11 protein-coding genes and 1 riboswitch are annotated in these 16,394 nt (G+C 29.3%); of the genes, 2 read left to right on the plus strand and 9 right to left on the minus strand.

Annotation, left to right across the window (positions count from 1 at the left end; all coding sequences use genetic code 11):
* Nucleotides 1-137 precede the first annotated feature (137 nt).
* The 7 genes from ARA19_RS15790 to metF form a co-directional block, all read right to left on the minus strand.
* Complete coding sequence (locus ARA19_RS15790) at nucleotides 138-1,490, minus strand: sodium-dependent transporter (RefSeq protein ID WP_147574414.1); 1,353 nt, start codon at nucleotides 1,488-1,490, stop codon at nucleotides 138-140.
* Between the two features lie 143 nt (nucleotides 1,491-1,633).
* Complete coding sequence (locus ARA19_RS15795) at nucleotides 1,634-2,713, minus strand: hypothetical protein (protein WP_055071886.1); 1,080 nt, start codon at nucleotides 2,711-2,713, stop codon at nucleotides 1,634-1,636.
* A gap of 465 nt (nucleotides 2,714-3,178) precedes the next feature.
* The gene (locus tag ARA19_RS15800) at nucleotides 3,179-4,435 is read right to left on the minus strand and encodes a hypothetical protein (RefSeq protein WP_055071887.1); all 1,257 of its coding nucleotides are present in this window, start codon (nucleotides 4,433-4,435) and stop codon (nucleotides 3,179-3,181) included.
* Between the two features lie 67 nt (nucleotides 4,436-4,502).
* Nucleotides 4,503-6,875 (minus strand): homocysteine S-methyltransferase family protein, encoded by a 2,373-nt coding sequence (locus ARA19_RS15805; RefSeq protein WP_055071888.1) that lies wholly within the window; start codon nucleotides 6,873-6,875, stop codon nucleotides 4,503-4,505.
* Entirely contained in the window at nucleotides 6,865-7,539 is a 675-nt protein-coding gene (locus ARA19_RS15810; protein WP_055071889.1) for a hypothetical protein, read from the minus strand. Before ARA19_RS15810 ends, ARA19_RS15805 begins: the two co-directional genes overlap by 11 nt.
* Nucleotides 7,540-7,642: 103 nt before the next feature.
* Nucleotides 7,643-8,089 carry an S-ribosylhomocysteine lyase gene (locus ARA19_RS15815; protein WP_055071890.1) on the minus strand — a complete coding sequence of 149 codons (447 nt, stop codon included), beginning with the start codon at nucleotides 8,087-8,089 and terminating at the stop codon, nucleotides 7,643-7,645.
* A 12-nt stretch (nucleotides 8,090-8,101) separates the two neighbouring features.
* Nucleotides 8,102-8,989, minus strand: coding sequence for a methylenetetrahydrofolate reductase [NAD(P)H] (metF, locus tag ARA19_RS15820; RefSeq protein ID WP_055071891.1), 888 nt, complete (start codon nucleotides 8,987-8,989; stop codon nucleotides 8,102-8,104).
* A gap of 153 nt (nucleotides 8,990-9,142) precedes the next feature.
* Nucleotides 9,143-9,241: riboswitch (SAM riboswitch) on the minus strand.
* A gap of 251 nt (nucleotides 9,242-9,492) precedes the next feature.
* On the opposite strand from metF, the gene ARA19_RS15825 reads away from it, so the two are divergent.
* Both ARA19_RS15825 and ARA19_RS15830 read left to right on the plus strand, forming a co-directional pair.
* Nucleotides 9,493-10,170: a hypothetical protein gene (locus tag ARA19_RS15825; RefSeq protein WP_055071892.1), complete on the plus strand. Its 678-nt coding sequence runs from the start codon at nucleotides 9,493-9,495 to the stop codon at nucleotides 10,168-10,170.
* A 293-nt stretch (nucleotides 10,171-10,463) separates the two neighbouring features.
* The gene (locus tag ARA19_RS15830; RefSeq protein WP_055071893.1) at nucleotides 10,464-11,873 is read left to right on the plus strand and encodes a DHA2 family efflux MFS transporter permease subunit; all 1,410 of its coding nucleotides are present in this window, start codon (nucleotides 10,464-10,466) and stop codon (nucleotides 11,871-11,873) included.
* A gap of 62 nt (nucleotides 11,874-11,935) precedes the next feature.
* Here the strand turns inward: ARA19_RS15830 and ARA19_RS15835 are convergent, their stop codons facing one another.
* Nucleotides 11,936-14,092 carry a YhgE/Pip domain-containing protein gene (locus ARA19_RS15835; protein ID WP_055071894.1) on the minus strand — a complete coding sequence of 719 codons (2,157 nt, stop codon included), beginning with the start codon at nucleotides 14,090-14,092 and terminating at the stop codon, nucleotides 11,936-11,938.
* Between the two features lie 26 nt (nucleotides 14,093-14,118).
* Entirely contained in the window at nucleotides 14,119-16,227 is a 2,109-nt protein-coding gene (locus tag ARA19_RS15840) for a YhgE/Pip domain-containing protein (RefSeq protein WP_207643345.1), read from the minus strand.
* Nucleotides 16,228-16,394: the final 167 nt, after the last annotated feature.

The raw sequence follows: 16,394 nt of genomic DNA on the forward strand, positions 1-16,394 counted from the left end.
ATTATAATAATTCTATTATATATTCTAAATTAATATTTTTCCATATATTTACACTTACAATTAATAAAAAAAAGGAATTAATTAAAAAATTCTTCTTTCTGAATTTTTCTCCTCAATTCCTAATAATCAATTATTACCTAAAATAAGGATCCTATAAAAACTATCATTATTAAAATAGGTGCTATATATTTTAAATTAAAGATTAATATATTACATAACCCTTCATTTTTTATAAGACCTTTATTAGTTATTTGTTCCACTATTAAATTTTTATTTATAAAATATCCAACTAAAATAGCAACCAACAATCCGTTTATGGGCAATATAAATAATGATGTTGCCTTATCATAAAAATCAAAAAATCCTAATCCCATTATCTTAATATGGCTCAGTACCCCTTCTGGATGGGCAGATAAAGCTGCTAAAGAACCAAATCCCATTACAACTATTATATTAATTACTTGAGCAAATTTCCTATTTAACTTTAATTCTTCAGTTAAAGCTGCTGTTAAAACCTCAAATAAAGATAACATTGCCATAGTTGCTGCCATAGCAGTTAATAAAAAGAATATTACTGTTAATATACTGCCTCCCGGAATCTCTGAAAAAATTAATGGTATAGTTTCAAATAATAACCCTGGACCACTTGTTGGTTCAAGTCCAAAAGAAAATACGGCTGGAAATATAGCTAATCCTGCTATTAAAGATACTCCTGTATCAGCTAATGCTACCTTTAATCCTGTTGTAGGTAAATTATTATCATCTGTATAATAACTACTATAAGTTATCATTGTACCTGTTCCTATGCAAAGTTTAAAAAATGCTAATCCTAAAGCAGATAAAATTACAGTTAAATTTATTTTTGAAAAATCAGGTTTAAGTAAAAATTCTACTCCAGCAAAAGCACCAGGTAAAAACAAACTCCTAATTGCACAAAATATTAATAAGCCTATTAGTACAGGCATTAAAATCTTTGTCATTTTTTCTATTCCACTCTTGATACCAAACGCTAATACTCCACAAACCACTAATATAGCTATTAGTTGCCACAATAATGGTGATATAATTCCTGTGCTTGTTTCCTTAAAAATAGAAGCAACAGAACTAGCATCCATTCCTATAAAAGTTCCCTTTATAGCTTTAAATACATAAGAATAAACCCAACCTGCCACTACAGTGTAAAAAAACAATATAAATGATGTTGATATTATTCCAAGAACACCTATAGACTTAAAAATTTTCTTATTTGTTAAGGACTTTATAGCTCCATAGACATTCTTTCTAGTTCCTCTACCTATTATAAATTCTCCTAATAATACAGGAATCCCTATAATTAATACACAAATAGAATATGTAACAATAAATGCTGCTCCACCATTTTCACCTGTTATATAAGGAAACATCCATATATTCCCTAAACCTACAGCAGAACTTAAAGTTGCTAAAAACACTGCAATACTAGAAGAAAACTTTTCTCTTTCCCCCATCAATTCACCTACCTCTTAAGTTTTATTTTCTAATTATATACTAATTAACTTATAATTTACAATAGGAACATAAAAATAGTTAATATATATTTATTAAAAATATATATCAACTATTACTAAATAATTCTTTATACACTATGAAAATATTACCTAATTATTTTAGACAATCCAAGCTGTTCTGGTCCAAATAAAAGAGCCCAATCTACCACTGATTCGAACTTCATTTTGCCCCATTTTTCTATAAATATTATACCACCTAAAATATCTTGATTTACTACACCTATTATATTACATATTATATGCAGCTCAAATTTTCTATCATTATTTATACTAACAGGATATAAATTAACAATGCCACTTACAGAGCCCTTTACTGGTGCTTTTAACTTTCCATTTTTGTCATATAAACTATCTAAATATGCTTGTTCCTTATTAGATATATCTAATATAAATTCTGAATTTAATATTCCCACAACCACCTTAACCCTTTGATTATCTAAATAGGTAACATCAAATTTTAACTTGTTATTAAACTCTTGCCAATCAAAAATTTTCTTAAGCTCTCTATCTATATAACTATATATATAATAAAAATAATATCCTCCACTTCCACCTGATCTCATAGATATTAATATATCAAAATATCCATTTCCTGTGAAATCGTATAATCCAATTTTAGGTTCAAATCCATAGTTGATATCTAATTTAGTTTTTGCTTTAAAATTTCCATCAACGTCTTCTATTGTTAAAAATAATTCCTGTGCTAATTGATTTCCCTTTTCATATTGTTCTGCAATTATACATATCTTAGAACTCTTTTCTAAGGATGTAATATTCCCTTCAGCACATCCTAAAACAATATCTTTATTTGCTAAAACTGTTCCAAGACCACTTCCTACTACACTTCCTAAATACCCCTTCTCTTTTTTATTACTATCACTATTAGTTTTAGGAACCTTTTCCCAATCTACCTTTGTTCCTTCTATCTCTATGGGCTTTTTCTTTGTTTGTATTTCCTTGCCTCCAAATAAATCTTGTCTATTAACCACAGCAAAATTGTTTCTACTTGTCATTATAGGATTATCTAATATTTCATCACAAACTTCCTTTACGTACCATTCATTACCATCTAAACCAAGTATCATTGTATAATCCCTAGAATTAAAGGTATAATTTATAATAATCTCCTCAGATCTATAGCCTTCATCTCTTTGCTTTATGCTCATTATACTCGAATTCCTAGGTAAAAAATTCAAAACTAAATTCTTTAATTGTATGTTATCCATTAAATAATAACCCTCAAAATAAGTATTAATTCTATATATTATATGTTCCAAATTAATTTTGTGTAATTTTATTTTATTAAATTAAAAACAAGAGGATGTATCAAATCAGCACCTTAATTTATATTACTTTCACAAATATATTTTTTTCATCTGCCGAGATAGCTATATAGGTACAAAATGCTGTGACCATTGAACTAGTATTAGAAGCTCTTTATTTTTGAACAATAGTTTCGTGAAAAAATTTCCACTGTTTGAACAAAGTGAGTTTGGAAATTTTAGAAACTGTTGTAGAAAAAATATTAGAGCTTCTTTACGTAAGTGAGTGGTCACAAATGATGAACCTATATAGCTAGATAAAAGGCAGAAAGGATGTATCTGTAATTTGATACATCCTCCTAAATTTTATTATTGATTTATTTTTGGAATATAACTAGGTATTACAGTAAACTTAGGATTAACTTTATCTAGCCCATAATTATCTGGAGGTCCATCACCTCTTATTACTACCCTTTGTTCAAGAATTGCGAACTTATTCTTATCATTATCCCATCCTATTACATATACCAATCCTGCCACTTGGTCATCATCTGCTACACCTAAAATATGACTTATAAAATGCAATTGGAATATTCTATTATTATTTATTGATATTGGATATAAGTTTACTATGCCACTTACTGAGCCTTTAGTTGGCTTTCTTAACTTACATCCGTCATATAATTTATTTAAATATAAAATATCTCTCTGCCTTATATCAACAAAATATTCATAATTCATTACTCCGCCACTTACTCTAACAGCATAATTATCTAAATATTCCACGTTATAATTAACATCTCTATTAAATTGTAATGAATCAAAAATTTTAGTTAGTTTATTATCAATATATGAATAAGCATAATAAATATAGAAGCCTCCACTTTCTCCTGATTGCATTGAAATTAATATATCCTGAACTCCATTTGCAGTTAAATCAAAGAGTCCTATATTAGGATCATAACCAAATCTGCTAAGCTTCACTTCATCTTTAAATGTTCCGTTTATAGCTCTTATAGTTAAGTATAGTTCCTTTACAGTTTTCCCATCCTTTTTACTATCTCTTTCAACAACACAGACCTTTTCTATTCTTCCTCGTCCTGTAACATTACCATCAATACATTCTAAAACTTTATCTCCTGTCATTCCTGTATAGCCTTCTTGTGCACCCTTGTTACTTCCTATTAATTCTTCCTTTGGAACTACTTTAACAGGAGTCTTAAAAGGAGCTGTCGTATTCATATGAGGTGCTTGATTCATATTAGATGTCACATTTATAGGCGCTACTGCTCCCGTATTGGATGTCACATTTATAGGAGTTGTTGCCTTCAACATCTTCTTTTCACCTCTGGTTGCCTCTTCTATTTCTTCCTCCAAGGCATCTCTTATTTCTGTTCTCATTTCGCAAGGTCTCCCACCAAAGGAATCAAATATCTCCTTAATATACCACTCTCCATTTTCATTTTCTAAAATCATGGTATATTCTCCCGAACGAAAAATATACTCTACGATTACATTTTCTACTTCTTCACCTCTAAAGCCACTCTTCTCAACATCAACATTAACTACCTTAGAGTTCCGTGGAAGAAAGTCGTTGACAAAGTTCATAAGCTCTACGCCATTCATAAATTACCTCTATACAATTAATTTAGTATAGTATATGATAAGCCTCCTTAAAATGAAACTTTATTTATTATTTAAATATTTCCTTGGCAATATTTACAGCCTCCTTTGCATCCTTAGAATAATAATCAGCTCCTATTATTTCAGCATACTCTGGAGTTAAAACAGCACCACCTACCATTATTTTAGTGTCTATTGCTTCATTTCTAATAGCTTTTATAGTTTCTTCCATACTTTTCAGAGTTGTTGTCATCAACGCACTAAGACCAACTAATTTAGGTTTTTCAGTTTTGGCTATTTCTAAAATTCTCTCTATAGGGACATCTTTTCCTAAGTCAATAACCTCATAACCGTAATTTTCTAAAATTACCTTTACTATATTTTTACCTATATCATGGATATCTCCTTTAACCGTAGCTAAAACTATTTTCCCCTTACTTATTTTTTCAACATTCTTTTTGCTAAGACTTTCTTTTAAGACTTCAAAGGCAACTTTAACAGTTTCAGCTGATCTTATTAATTGTGGTAAAAATATTATTTCTTTTTCATATTTATAGCCTACTTCATCTAATGCTGGAATTAGATAATTATTAACTATAGATAATTCATCTGTATTTTTTAATAATTGCTTTGTAGCTTCTCTTATATCCTCCTTAAGACCTTTTATAACCATAACTTTCAAATCTGTAACCTCATTACCGTCCTTTTTAGGTTCATTGTCGCTTTTTTCTATAGCATAAGCCTCTATATACTTTTCAGCTCCAACATCTTCATTATTTAAAACTCTATAAGCTCTTATTACATCCATCATTCCTTCTGAATTTGGATTCATTATAGGCAAATCTAATCCAGCCCCTAATGCTAAAGCAAGGAAACTTTCATTTATTAATGCTCTATTTGGCAATCCAAAAGAAATATTAGAAACCCCCAATAAGGTTTTAACCTTAAATTTTTCCTTTACTAAAGTAACTGCTTTTAAGGTTTCTTTTACTTCTTTTTGCTGTGCTGAAGCTGTTAGCACTAAACAATCTATAAATATATCTTCTCTCTTTATTCCATAACTCTCAGCTCTTTTTATTATTTTTTCTGCAATAGCTACTCTTTCTTCTGCCTTTGGTGGAATTCCTCCTTTATCTAGTGTAAGTCCTATAACTGCTGCTCCATATTTTTTTACTATAGGAAGCACTTCATCTAAAACTTTATCTTCACCATTAACAGAATTAACTATAGGTTTTCCGTTATAATATCTAAGTGCTTTTTCTATAACTTTCTTATTAGTAGAATCTATTTGAAGAGGAGTATCTATAACTGATTGAATTTCCTTTATTGTCCTAACCATAACCTCTTCTTCATTTATTTGAGGTATTCCAACATTAACATCTAAAATTTCTGCTCCTCCTTCTACTTGGGTTATAGCTTGTTTTAATATATAATCCATATCTCCTTTTATTAAAGCTTCTTTAAACATTTTTTTTCCCGTTGGATTTATTCTTTCACCAACAACTCTTACTCCATCTATATAAACTACCTTTGAATCAGAACATATACTTGCTCTATATTCTATTGTTCTTTTTACTAGACTTCTATTATTAAGTCTTTCCTTTACCTCCCTAATATAATCAAAGGTCGTTCCACAACATCCACCTATTATGGAAGTACCTAAATTAAAGAAAGTCTCGGCTCCATCTGCAAAGTCCTTAGTACTAATATCAAAAACAGTTTCTCCATTCCTAATTTTAGGCAACCCTGCATTAGCTTGAACCATTACAGGTAAACTAGATACTTTTGTTATTCTTTCTACTATAGGAAGTAATTCCTTTGGTCCTAAAGAACAGTTAACTCCTAAAGCATCTACTCCTAAACCCTCTAAGGTCAATACCATTGCTTCTGGAATACATCCTGTAAATGTTCTTTCATTACTTTCAAAGGTCATTGTAGCAAAAACAGGTAAATCACAATTTTCTTTAACAGCTAAAACAGCTGCCTTCAACTCGTATAAATCTGTCATTGTTTCTAGTAAAATAAGATCTACTCCATTTTCTAATCCAACTAAAACCTGTCTCTTAAATATCTCATAGGCTTCATCAAAACTTAATGTTCCCATTGGTTCTAAAAGTTCACCTATAGGTCCAATATCTAAAGCAACATAAGCTTCTCTTTCTCCAATAGCATCCTTAGCTATAGTCACTGCAGCTTTTATAATTTCTTCCACAGAATAACTTGTATTTCTTAGCTTTTTTTCATTTGCACCAAAGGTATTAGTTGTTATAACTCTCGCCCCTGCTTCTATGTACCCTTGATGAATGGATTTTATTACTTCTGGATTCTCTATATTAAAAATTTCTGGGCATTGTCCTAATTTAAGCCCTTTCTTTTGTAACATAGTCCCCATAGCTCCATCAAAAATTATTAATTCTTTTCCTATTAATTCTTTAATCCCCACAACTAACACCCTTTCTTCTATACAAACAATTCTCATAATTACTACAATTTTCACAACTTCTTTTTTTATGTTCCTTTATTTCATCATATACACCTATTATAGCTGTTACTGACTTTCTAGGTATTAAAATGTTATTACTTGTTGAACATAAACCTATTTTTCTACTCCCTTCAACCACAGATATAAAATCTCTTTGGCACTCTATTGGTAAATCACCATACCCTGGACTATATCTAAAAGTAATAGACTTTCCCTCTTTACTCTTTTTTTCTGAAATTTCTTTTTCAATGCTATCACAAAATGACTCAATTAAAGTTGTTGCACAAGCATCTAAGATTATTCCATCTTCTAGGCTCAATCTCTCATTTAACTTTATAATTTTATCTATGTTATTACCTAAAGTGGCTGCTAATAAAATAATTTTACTGCATCCCTTTAAATGTTTTTTTATATCTTTCCCTCTTAAAATAAAAGTACTTTTTGAAACTAATATTCCCTCATCTATATTTTCAATACTATATTCCCCTATAGTATACCTTGGCTTAGCATCTCTCATAATTATATCTATACACTTATCTATCTTTTTATTTAAATCCTCATCTATTTCCTGCCCTTTATATGCCATATATCTAAGAACCTCATTCTTATCTATATTAAAACTCACCCTCCATCACTTCCTTAAAATTAACTTCCCTTTTATATTAAAATAGGTTGCATCAAAATTATAGGCTAATCCTAATTTACTATTGATACAACCAAAACTACTATTAATTAAATAAAGTAAATCCTTCTTTTAAAACTTTTTTTGTATATTCCTTAGCTCCGAATAATGATAAATCCTTATAGTTCCCACATTGAATCTCATTAGCTGCTGGTATTTCTTCAGCTTCTAAAACTACATTCAATGCCTTTTCTAAAGCTTCTCTTACTTCTGTTGTACTTCTATCTCCCCAAAGAATCAAGTAAAATCCTGTTCTACATCCCATTGGAGATAAATCTATAACATCATCTAAAAAGTTCCTTAATTCTGTAGCTAATAAGTGTTCTAAACCATGCATTGCCGCAGTTCCAAAGCTCTCTAAATTTGGTTGTAAAAATCTTAAATCAAACTTACTTACCTTATCTCCTTTAACTCCTCCTAAAGTACAACACTTTCTTACATATGGTGCTTTCACCTTTCTATGATCTAATTCAAAACTTTCTACTTTCTTCATTTTTCCTTCCCCCTATACAACTCTTTTATTATTAACAGAACTTATTATTGATTGAATGCTTTCACTAATTCTTCTAGCAACATAAGAATTATTCATTGTGTAAAGATGGATTCCATCAACCCCTGTAGATATTAAATCAACTATTTGCTCTACAGCATATGCAATTCCTGCATCTCTTAAAGCAATCTTATCATGTTCATATCTATTTACTATTTTCATAAATTTTTCTGGAAAAGTAGCCCCACAAAGAGATACTATTCTTTCTATTTGTTTTTTATTCACCACAGGCATTATTCCTGCCTCTACAGGTACATTAATACCCTTTCCCCTTGCCTTATCTAAAAAATTATAAAAGTAATTATTACTAAAAAACAATTGAGATACTAAATGTTCTGCTCCTGCATTAACTTTTTCTTTTAGATAAATTAAGTTTTCCTCCAAACTTTCTCCTTTATGGTGCCCCTCTGGATAACATGCTGCCGAAATATCAAATCCTCCAAATTCTTTTATATGCTTTATTAAATCTGAAGCATGATTATAATCTCCAACCTTTGCTCCTTGCTCTGGTATATCTCCTCTTAAAGCTAAAATATTTTTTACTCCCTTATTCTTTAAATTTATTAAAATACTTTCTATATCTTCTTTCTTTGAACCTATTGATGTTAGATGTGCCATTGGTTCAATATCATAATTATTCTTTATTATATTTGATATATGTCCCGTTCTATTTTCATTTATATTACCACCTGCACCATAGGTTACACTTATAAAATCAGGATTTAAATCCCTTAATTCTTCTAAGGTTTTATAGACAACCTCTATAGATGATGTTGATTTTGGTGGAAATATTTCAAATGAAAACACTAAATTATTTTCTTTAAATAAATCTTTTATATACATATTAACCCCCTTTTATTTTTTCTTTACCCCAATAAAAAAAATGAGAATATATCAAGTACTACTTAATTTCTAAAAACAACTTCTCAACTTTGAAAAAAGGTTATTTTTAGGATTAATCTAGAACTTGATATATCCTCATTAACTACTAAAAATATCCTATCTCTCAGAAAATCCGCAGGAATTAGCACCCATAGAAAATCTATTGGTTGCTGGGTTTCATTGGGCCAGTCCCTCCACCACTCATGATAAGATAAATATATTATACATTTTTATCCAATAATTGTAAATATATGTTTTAATTTTTATTACTTAGTTACTATCTACTCATTCTTTGAATAATATAAAATAATGAATTTTAATCTGATGACTAGTGTCTGTAATACTAAAATTTCTATAAGATAGAGATAAATAGGCACATATCCCTAGATAATGTCCACTAAAATTCATCTAAAATCAAAGCTCTATGTGAATTAAGTCTTAGTTTATAAAGGAGGCCTAATTATATGAATGAAAATAACCTTGACCTTGCTAAAAACATAGAACTTCAAGGTGAAGTCCCTATAGATACATTAACAAACCTTGATGTAACTAATAAACTAAATGAAAGCATAATTAAGTATAAAACTCCCATTGGTAGAAGTGGACCTATTATTGGCATATTTCCTATAGTTTTATCTGATTTTCAAATTGATATAAATTGCGAATTAAAATATAAATCCCCAATAAAGTCCATAAAAACCTTAAAAAATAATATTAAATTAAACAAATTAACCTTCTTAAATGACTCCTACAAGTTATTAGTAGAAGGCTATTTGTCTAAACATGTAGAGATTTTATCTTTTAATAATAGATTTCAAAATAATACTATAAATATCCCATTTAGAACATTGGTGGATATAAACTATAATACTTACCCTAAATTCTCCTTTGATGAAGAACACCCTAATAAAAAAGATTTTAAACGAATTCCTCTATTCAGAGATACAAAATCTACAAAAATCTCTTGGAAAATAGAAGAAATAAACCTCTTTGAAAAAAAAGTTAGAGTTAAACATAAAGATGAAACAATTTATAAAATCATAATCTCTTTTAATATTATTTTGCTTCAAAATCAAAAAGTTTTTATACCACAACCTATAGATTATTTAGACCCTAATAATTCTAATGAAAATAATGAGTAATAAGTTACTCATTATTCATTCTTTAACCTTTTATACATTATATTTAAATGATTAAGCAATATTTACATTATTTATTAAGGATATAACAACTTATTTATGATTTTTTAAATAATACCTGTAATTCCCTGCATTTGACTTTAAATTATAGGAAGTTCTATAATTGTTTTACACAATAAAACTTATTAGTTTTTAATAAAACTTATAAGTTTTATTATGAAACTTATTAGTTCTCAATTATTTTTTAATAAATAATTTTATAAGTACAAAAGAAAAAATTAAAATGAGGTGACTTTATGAGTACTACTACCACCAATAAAGCCTTCAAAGCTCCAATTATAGCAGGAGTTTTTCTTTTTGGGGCTTTTGTAGCATTTTTGAATAGTACATTTATGAATGTAGCTATTCCTGACATTATGAAAGATTTACATATAAGTGTATCTACTGCTCAATGGTTAAGTACAGGCTATATGTTAGTCTTAGGAATAATGATTCCTTGTACAGCTTTTCTAATAGATAGATTTAGAACAAGAACATTATTCTTTATATCAATGGGCTTATTTACTATCGGAACAATTATTGGTGCTTTTGCTAATAATTTTGAGTTTTTATTAGCTGCAAGACTTATTCAAGCCGCTGGTGCTGGAATAATTATTCCTCTTATGCAAACAGTATTTCTTATAATTTTCCCTATTGAGAAAAGAGGACTTGCTATGGGTATCTTTGGTATAGTTATTTCCTTCGCCCCTGCTATAGGACCTACTTTATCAGGTTGGATAATAAATTATTATCCTTGGAGATACTTATTCTACATTACATTACCATTAGCAATAATAGATTTAATACTAGCTTACTTCTTACTAAAGAATGTTACTGATTCTAAGAAAGTTTCACTAGATATACTTTCATTAATTACATCTACCGCTGGGTTCGGTGGACTACTTCTTGGTTTTAGTAATGCTGGAAACCATAGCTGGGGAAGCACTGATGTATACATACCTATGATTGTTGGGGTAATTGCTCTTATAATATTTGTTTGGAGACAATTAACAATGGAAGACCCTATGCTTAATCTAAGTGTATTTAGAAGTAGAGTTTTCACTTGTTCTACAATAATAATTATGATAGTTTATGCTGGTATGATTTCTTCAGAATTAATAATTCCTATGTATCTTCAAGATGCAAGATCTTACTCAGCTTTAGATGCTGGTTTAGCACTTATGCCTGGAGCAATTATAATGGGTGTAATGAATCCAGTAACAGGTTATTTATTTGATAAAATTGGTTCAAGATTATTATCTTTAATAGGTTTAATTTGTTTTACAGTAGGAACTTTTGCATTTTCATTCCTAACACCTGATACATCTGTTTCCTACATAATCGCCATGTATGCATTAAGATTGTTTGGACTTTCAATGTTTATGATGCCTTTAACAACATCAGGATTAAATACATTAGAAAGAAGATTATATTCACATGGTAATGCAGTTAATAATACCATGAGACAAATAGCTGGTGCTATAGGTACATCAATACTTGTAACTGCAATGAGTAAGTCTGCACTTCACTCAGGAATTCTTAATCCAGAAAAAGCAATGATTCATGGAATGAACTTCTCCTTTGGATGTGCTGGAGCACTAGCTCTTATAGGCTTAATCATAGCATTCTTTACTGTAAAGAAAAAAGAAATTAAAGTAACAGACTAAAAAAAAAGATTGTCATCAAGTTTGGAATTATTCCATCTTGAGACAATCTTTTTTTATTTATTTTATAATCCTGATTCTTTAAATAATTCTTCCATTTTCTCTGTTCTCTTATGCATAACAATTTGTAAGAATCCTAAAATAAAGAATACAACTAAATAAATAAGTAATATTTTAAAATCATGGATAACTCTAGGTACATCAGGTCCTCCAATAGATTCTCTAAAAGCATCTATAGCATAGGTAAATGGCCATACATAATATAATTTTTGGAATATTTCAGGATTTACTTGTATTGGGTATATTGCACCAGTACCTGCAACTTGCATTACCATTATTACTATACAAAGTGCTTTTCCCATATTACCCATTAAGGAAACTAAAGTAAATATTATTACCGTAAAGGTTATTCCTGAAAGCCATGCAAAGCCTAAAAGCATCCAAATACTATAAGGTGATATGCCTAGTAAGAAAACATCTCCTAAGGTTACTATTGTTGCCTGTATAAAGTTTATAGTCAAGAACAGTAACATCTTACCAAAGTGAATTTCCATTAAAGTTTTCTTAGTTCCATCCTCTTCCTCTGGATCTCCTACTTTTAATAGTGATGTTAAAAGTAATGCTCCAACCCATATTGATAATACTGTATAGAATGGTGCAAGACCAATTCCAAAAACAGACATTCCATAAAGCTCTTCAACTTTTATAGAAACTGGTGAAGATAAAAATGATGAAATATCATTTGGATTCTTTTCTAATACAGTAACTAAGTTGTTTAATGCCTCACTATTTAATCCCTTAGTTTTATCTTGCAACTCTGATAAAGTTCCCTTAAAGCTATTTAATTTCTTACTTAATTCTTGTGTTTTTTCAGTAGTTAAATTTCCTGCTGAGATACCTAAATTAGTTAATGCTTTAAGTTGTGGAACAATGGCTCTACTTGATTCTAAAATGCTATTTACATTATTTAATGTTAAGTTTAAGTTATTACTTAAACCATTAACTGTTGCTGAACCATTAGTAGTAAAATTATTTGCAAAACCTGTTATATCAGAAGTTAATCCATTACTAACATTACTTATATTGTTTAATACACCTTCGATTTTCTCAGCTGGTGCTTTATTAGCCAAGTTAGTTTTTAATGTATTAAGTTCTGTTCTTTGCTCATTTAATTGATTTTGAGTTTGATTTAATTGTCCTATAAGTCCACTTAATGCATTATTTTGCAACATATTATTAAGTCCTTGTAATAAACTTATAGTTGAATTAACAGTTCCTGAAAGTTTCTCATTAGCTCCTAAAGCATTATTTACAAGTTGAATTGTAGATTCATTATTACTTGCTGTAGCATTAAGTTCCTTTAAACTACTTATAAAGCCTTGAAGCTGAGTATTGGTATTTTCCATCTGACTTATATTACTGTTTATATTATTATTAGCATTACTAACAGTATTTTTAGTTGATTGAATAAGCGCCTGACTTGCTCCTGTTACTTGTTGTAATGAGTCTATGGCATTAGTTATTGTAGGTAAATTATTTTGAATATTACTTAAATAACTACTTAATTCATTTACATTAACTGTAGCTCCATTTATGTTTTGCTCTATTTTACCAATACTATTATTAGTAGATGCTATAACATCTTTTAATTGTAATATCATTGGCTCATTTTTCTTTATTTCTCCACCAACAACATTTGCCTTTTTTATAATAGCTTCATTTACACTCTTAACAAAACTTTCCTTGATTTGTTGTTGTAATTGACTGGCTGCTATATCAGTTATTTTTGTAGCTATAGCATTGGTTTTCTCATTAACTTTATATATTATATCAGGTTTTACTGGTGTTCCAGTAGATAATGTTGCTAAATCTGATGAGAAATCACTAGGTATTACTATTACTGCATAGTATTCTCCTGATTTTAATCCTTGATTTGCAACTGCCTCACCAACAAAAGTCCATTTGATATCTTTATTTTGCTTAAGTTGATCTACGATTTGATCACCAACATTAACTATTTGGTTATTTATAATAGTTCCTTTATCTTCATTTACTACAGCTACTGGAACATTCCCTGTATCAACATAGGGATTCCAGTTAGCCTTTAAAGTAATCCAAGCATAAAGTGAAGGAATTATACAAAGTCCTAAAACTACAACTAAAGCTGCTGGATTTTTCAGTATATTTTTAAGATTTTTCTTATATATCTTAAATATTTTCATATGTTCTTCACCTCACTTCTCTTAGCCTATTCTGCTATACCAGATTCTTCAAATTTCTCTTCAAATTTAGTAAAGAAACCTTCTGTACGTGGCTTCAAGAAGTATCCTAATAGTGCAAATACTATTCCAAATATTGTTAAAATTACTATATCATTAATTGTATTTGGCCAATAAGGTCCACCTATAGCTTCCCTCATTCCCTCAATTCCATAAGGAAATGGTAAGAAAGGTTTTAGCATTCTAAATATCTTAGGTAATGCTTGTATTGGATAAGTTCCACCTGTTCCTGATAATTGAACAACCATTAATACTATACAAACAGCTTTCCCCATAGTTCTAAATAGAGAAACTATTGTAAAGATTATTATTGAAAATACTATACCTGTTAGTACTGATATTCCCATAAATAAAGGTAAATTTACAGTTTGCACCCCTAATAAGAATTTATCTCCTAAGGCTATTATTAATGATTGAATAAAACCAAGGAATACAAATGTTAGCATTTTTCCAAAATACTTCTCTCTACTTGTCATTCTTTCAATACCTTCAAAGTAAGCTGACTCAGTTTTAAGAAGTGATGTTAATAATAACACTCCAACCCAAAAAGCAAGAACACTATAAACTGGTGTCATACCTGAACCATAGTTTGCAACTGGATAGATTGATTCTTGTTTAAAATTAAATGGTGAAGATATGAAATCTCCCATTAACATTGGATTACCTTGTAAAACACTTATCATTTGATTTATATCATTATCACTTAAAGCTGATAACTTATTACTTAATTGACTTATTAAATCTTTATATTGACTTAAGTCATTACTTAATTGAGTGGCTGTACTTCCTGCTAATTGACTACCCTGACTTGCTGTACTTATAACATTTTCTATTTTTTGACCTAAACCTTGAGTTTGGCTTATTAATTGTGTTGCATCGTTTGTAGCAGATATTAAACCATTGCTTATAGTGTTTAAGTTACCTTTTACATTATTGTTATAGTTGCTAATTGCAGCACCTATATTATTTGATGCATTGGATGTTGCACTTTGTAATGAACCTAAAGTTGATGATGCTAAAGCTCCACCTTTAGATACACTATTTTGCGCATCACTTACAACAGCTTTTTCATGATTTAATGCACCTTGAACATCCTTTAATTGATTTACTAATCCTGCTACGGATGTATTGCCAGTACTTTGGCTAACACTATTTAAGAAGTTTATATTAGCTGATACTCCGTTATTCATTGAATCTATATCAGATGATATTCTATTTAATAATGAAGTCGCTTGGGCTGTATCTACATTTCCTTTTAATTGTCCAAGTAAATTACTAACATTATTTAATATTCCTTGAGCTTGAGTTAAATTTAATTGAACATTATTTAAGGATGTATTCATTAAGTTTTTAGTACTTGATGCAATAGAAGCTATGTTACTTGTATTACTTTGAACTTGATTAAGTCCACTAGTTAACTCTGGTAATGTACTTTTAATTGTGTTTAAGTATGAAGTTAAACTTTGTGAACTACTTCCAACATTATTTAAAGCTGTAGTAACAGTTCCCATATTAGTATTTAAGTTTATAATACCTTCTTTTAATGCTATAATTTCATTCTTATTCTTAGCAGCTTTCTCCCCAAAAGTATTTAAGACAGTAAATAATTGTTGGCTAATAGTAGACATTACACTACTTTTTATTTGACCTAATAAATTCTGTTGGGCTACCTCTGTTATCTTGTTAGCAACAGGACCAAGTTTTGTATTTACTTTATATATAAGTTCTGGTTTCACTGGATTATCACTTGTTAATGTTGCTAAATTTGATGAAAAGTTCGACGGTATTTCGAGTTCTGCAAAATATTCACCCGATGCCAATCCTATTTTAGCTTGTTCTGGACTAACAAATTGCCAATTTAAGTTCTTATTGGTCTTCAATTGTGCAACTATATTGTCCCCTACATTTATTTGTTTTCCTGCTATAGTAGCACCTTGATCTGTATTTACTACGGCTACGGGTACTTGTTGTGTATTTGTATAAGGATCCCAAGCTGCTTTAATATTGACCCATGCATATAAAGATGGAATTATGCATATTCCTGCTATCATTAAAATAGCTATAGGGTTCTTAATCATACCTTTAAGGTCCCTTCGAAAGACCTTCAAAGCATTTTTCATAAGTTATTCACCTCCATATTTCAAAGAAAAACATCTAATCATTTTTATTATGTAACTTCTACTTTTTATTTAGTTTTTGCCTTAAAAGAAGTAATTATCCATCTTTTATATTAACAAAAAATAGT

It is taken from the genome of Clostridium massiliamazoniense, assembly GCF_001403635.1.
GTDB lineage: Bacteria > Bacillota > Clostridia > Clostridiales > Clostridiaceae > Sarcina > Sarcina massiliamazoniense.

Bases quoted from the DNA above. Each gene is read 5' to 3' on its own strand.
- ARA19_RS15800 (WP_055071887.1), bottom strand. From the start codon at position 4,435: ATGAATGGCGTAGAGCTTATGAACTTTGTCAACGACTTTCTTCCACGG.
- metF (WP_055071891.1), bottom strand. From the start codon at position 8,989: ATGTATATAAAAGATTTATTTAAAGAAAATAATTTAGTGTTTTCATTT.
- ARA19_RS15825 (WP_055071892.1), top strand. From the start codon at position 9,493: ATGAATGAAAATAACCTTGACCTTGCTAAAAACATAGAACTTCAAGGT.
- ARA19_RS15835 (WP_055071894.1), bottom strand. From the start codon at position 14,092: ATGAAAATATTTAAGATATATAAGAAAAATCTTAAAAATATACTGAAA.
- ARA19_RS15830 (WP_055071893.1), top strand. From the start codon at position 10,464: ATGAGTACTACTACCACCAATAAAGCCTTCAAAGCTCCAATTATAGCA.
- ARA19_RS15795 (WP_055071886.1), bottom strand. From the start codon at position 2,713: ATGAGCATAAAGCAAAGAGATGAAGGCTATAGATCTGAGGAGATTATT.
- ARA19_RS15815 (WP_055071890.1), bottom strand. From the start codon at position 8,089: ATGAAGAAAGTAGAAAGTTTTGAATTAGATCATAGAAAGGTGAAAGCA.
- ARA19_RS15840 (WP_207643345.1), bottom strand. From the start codon at position 16,227: ATGATTAAGAACCCTATAGCTATTTTAATGATAGCAGGAATATGCATA.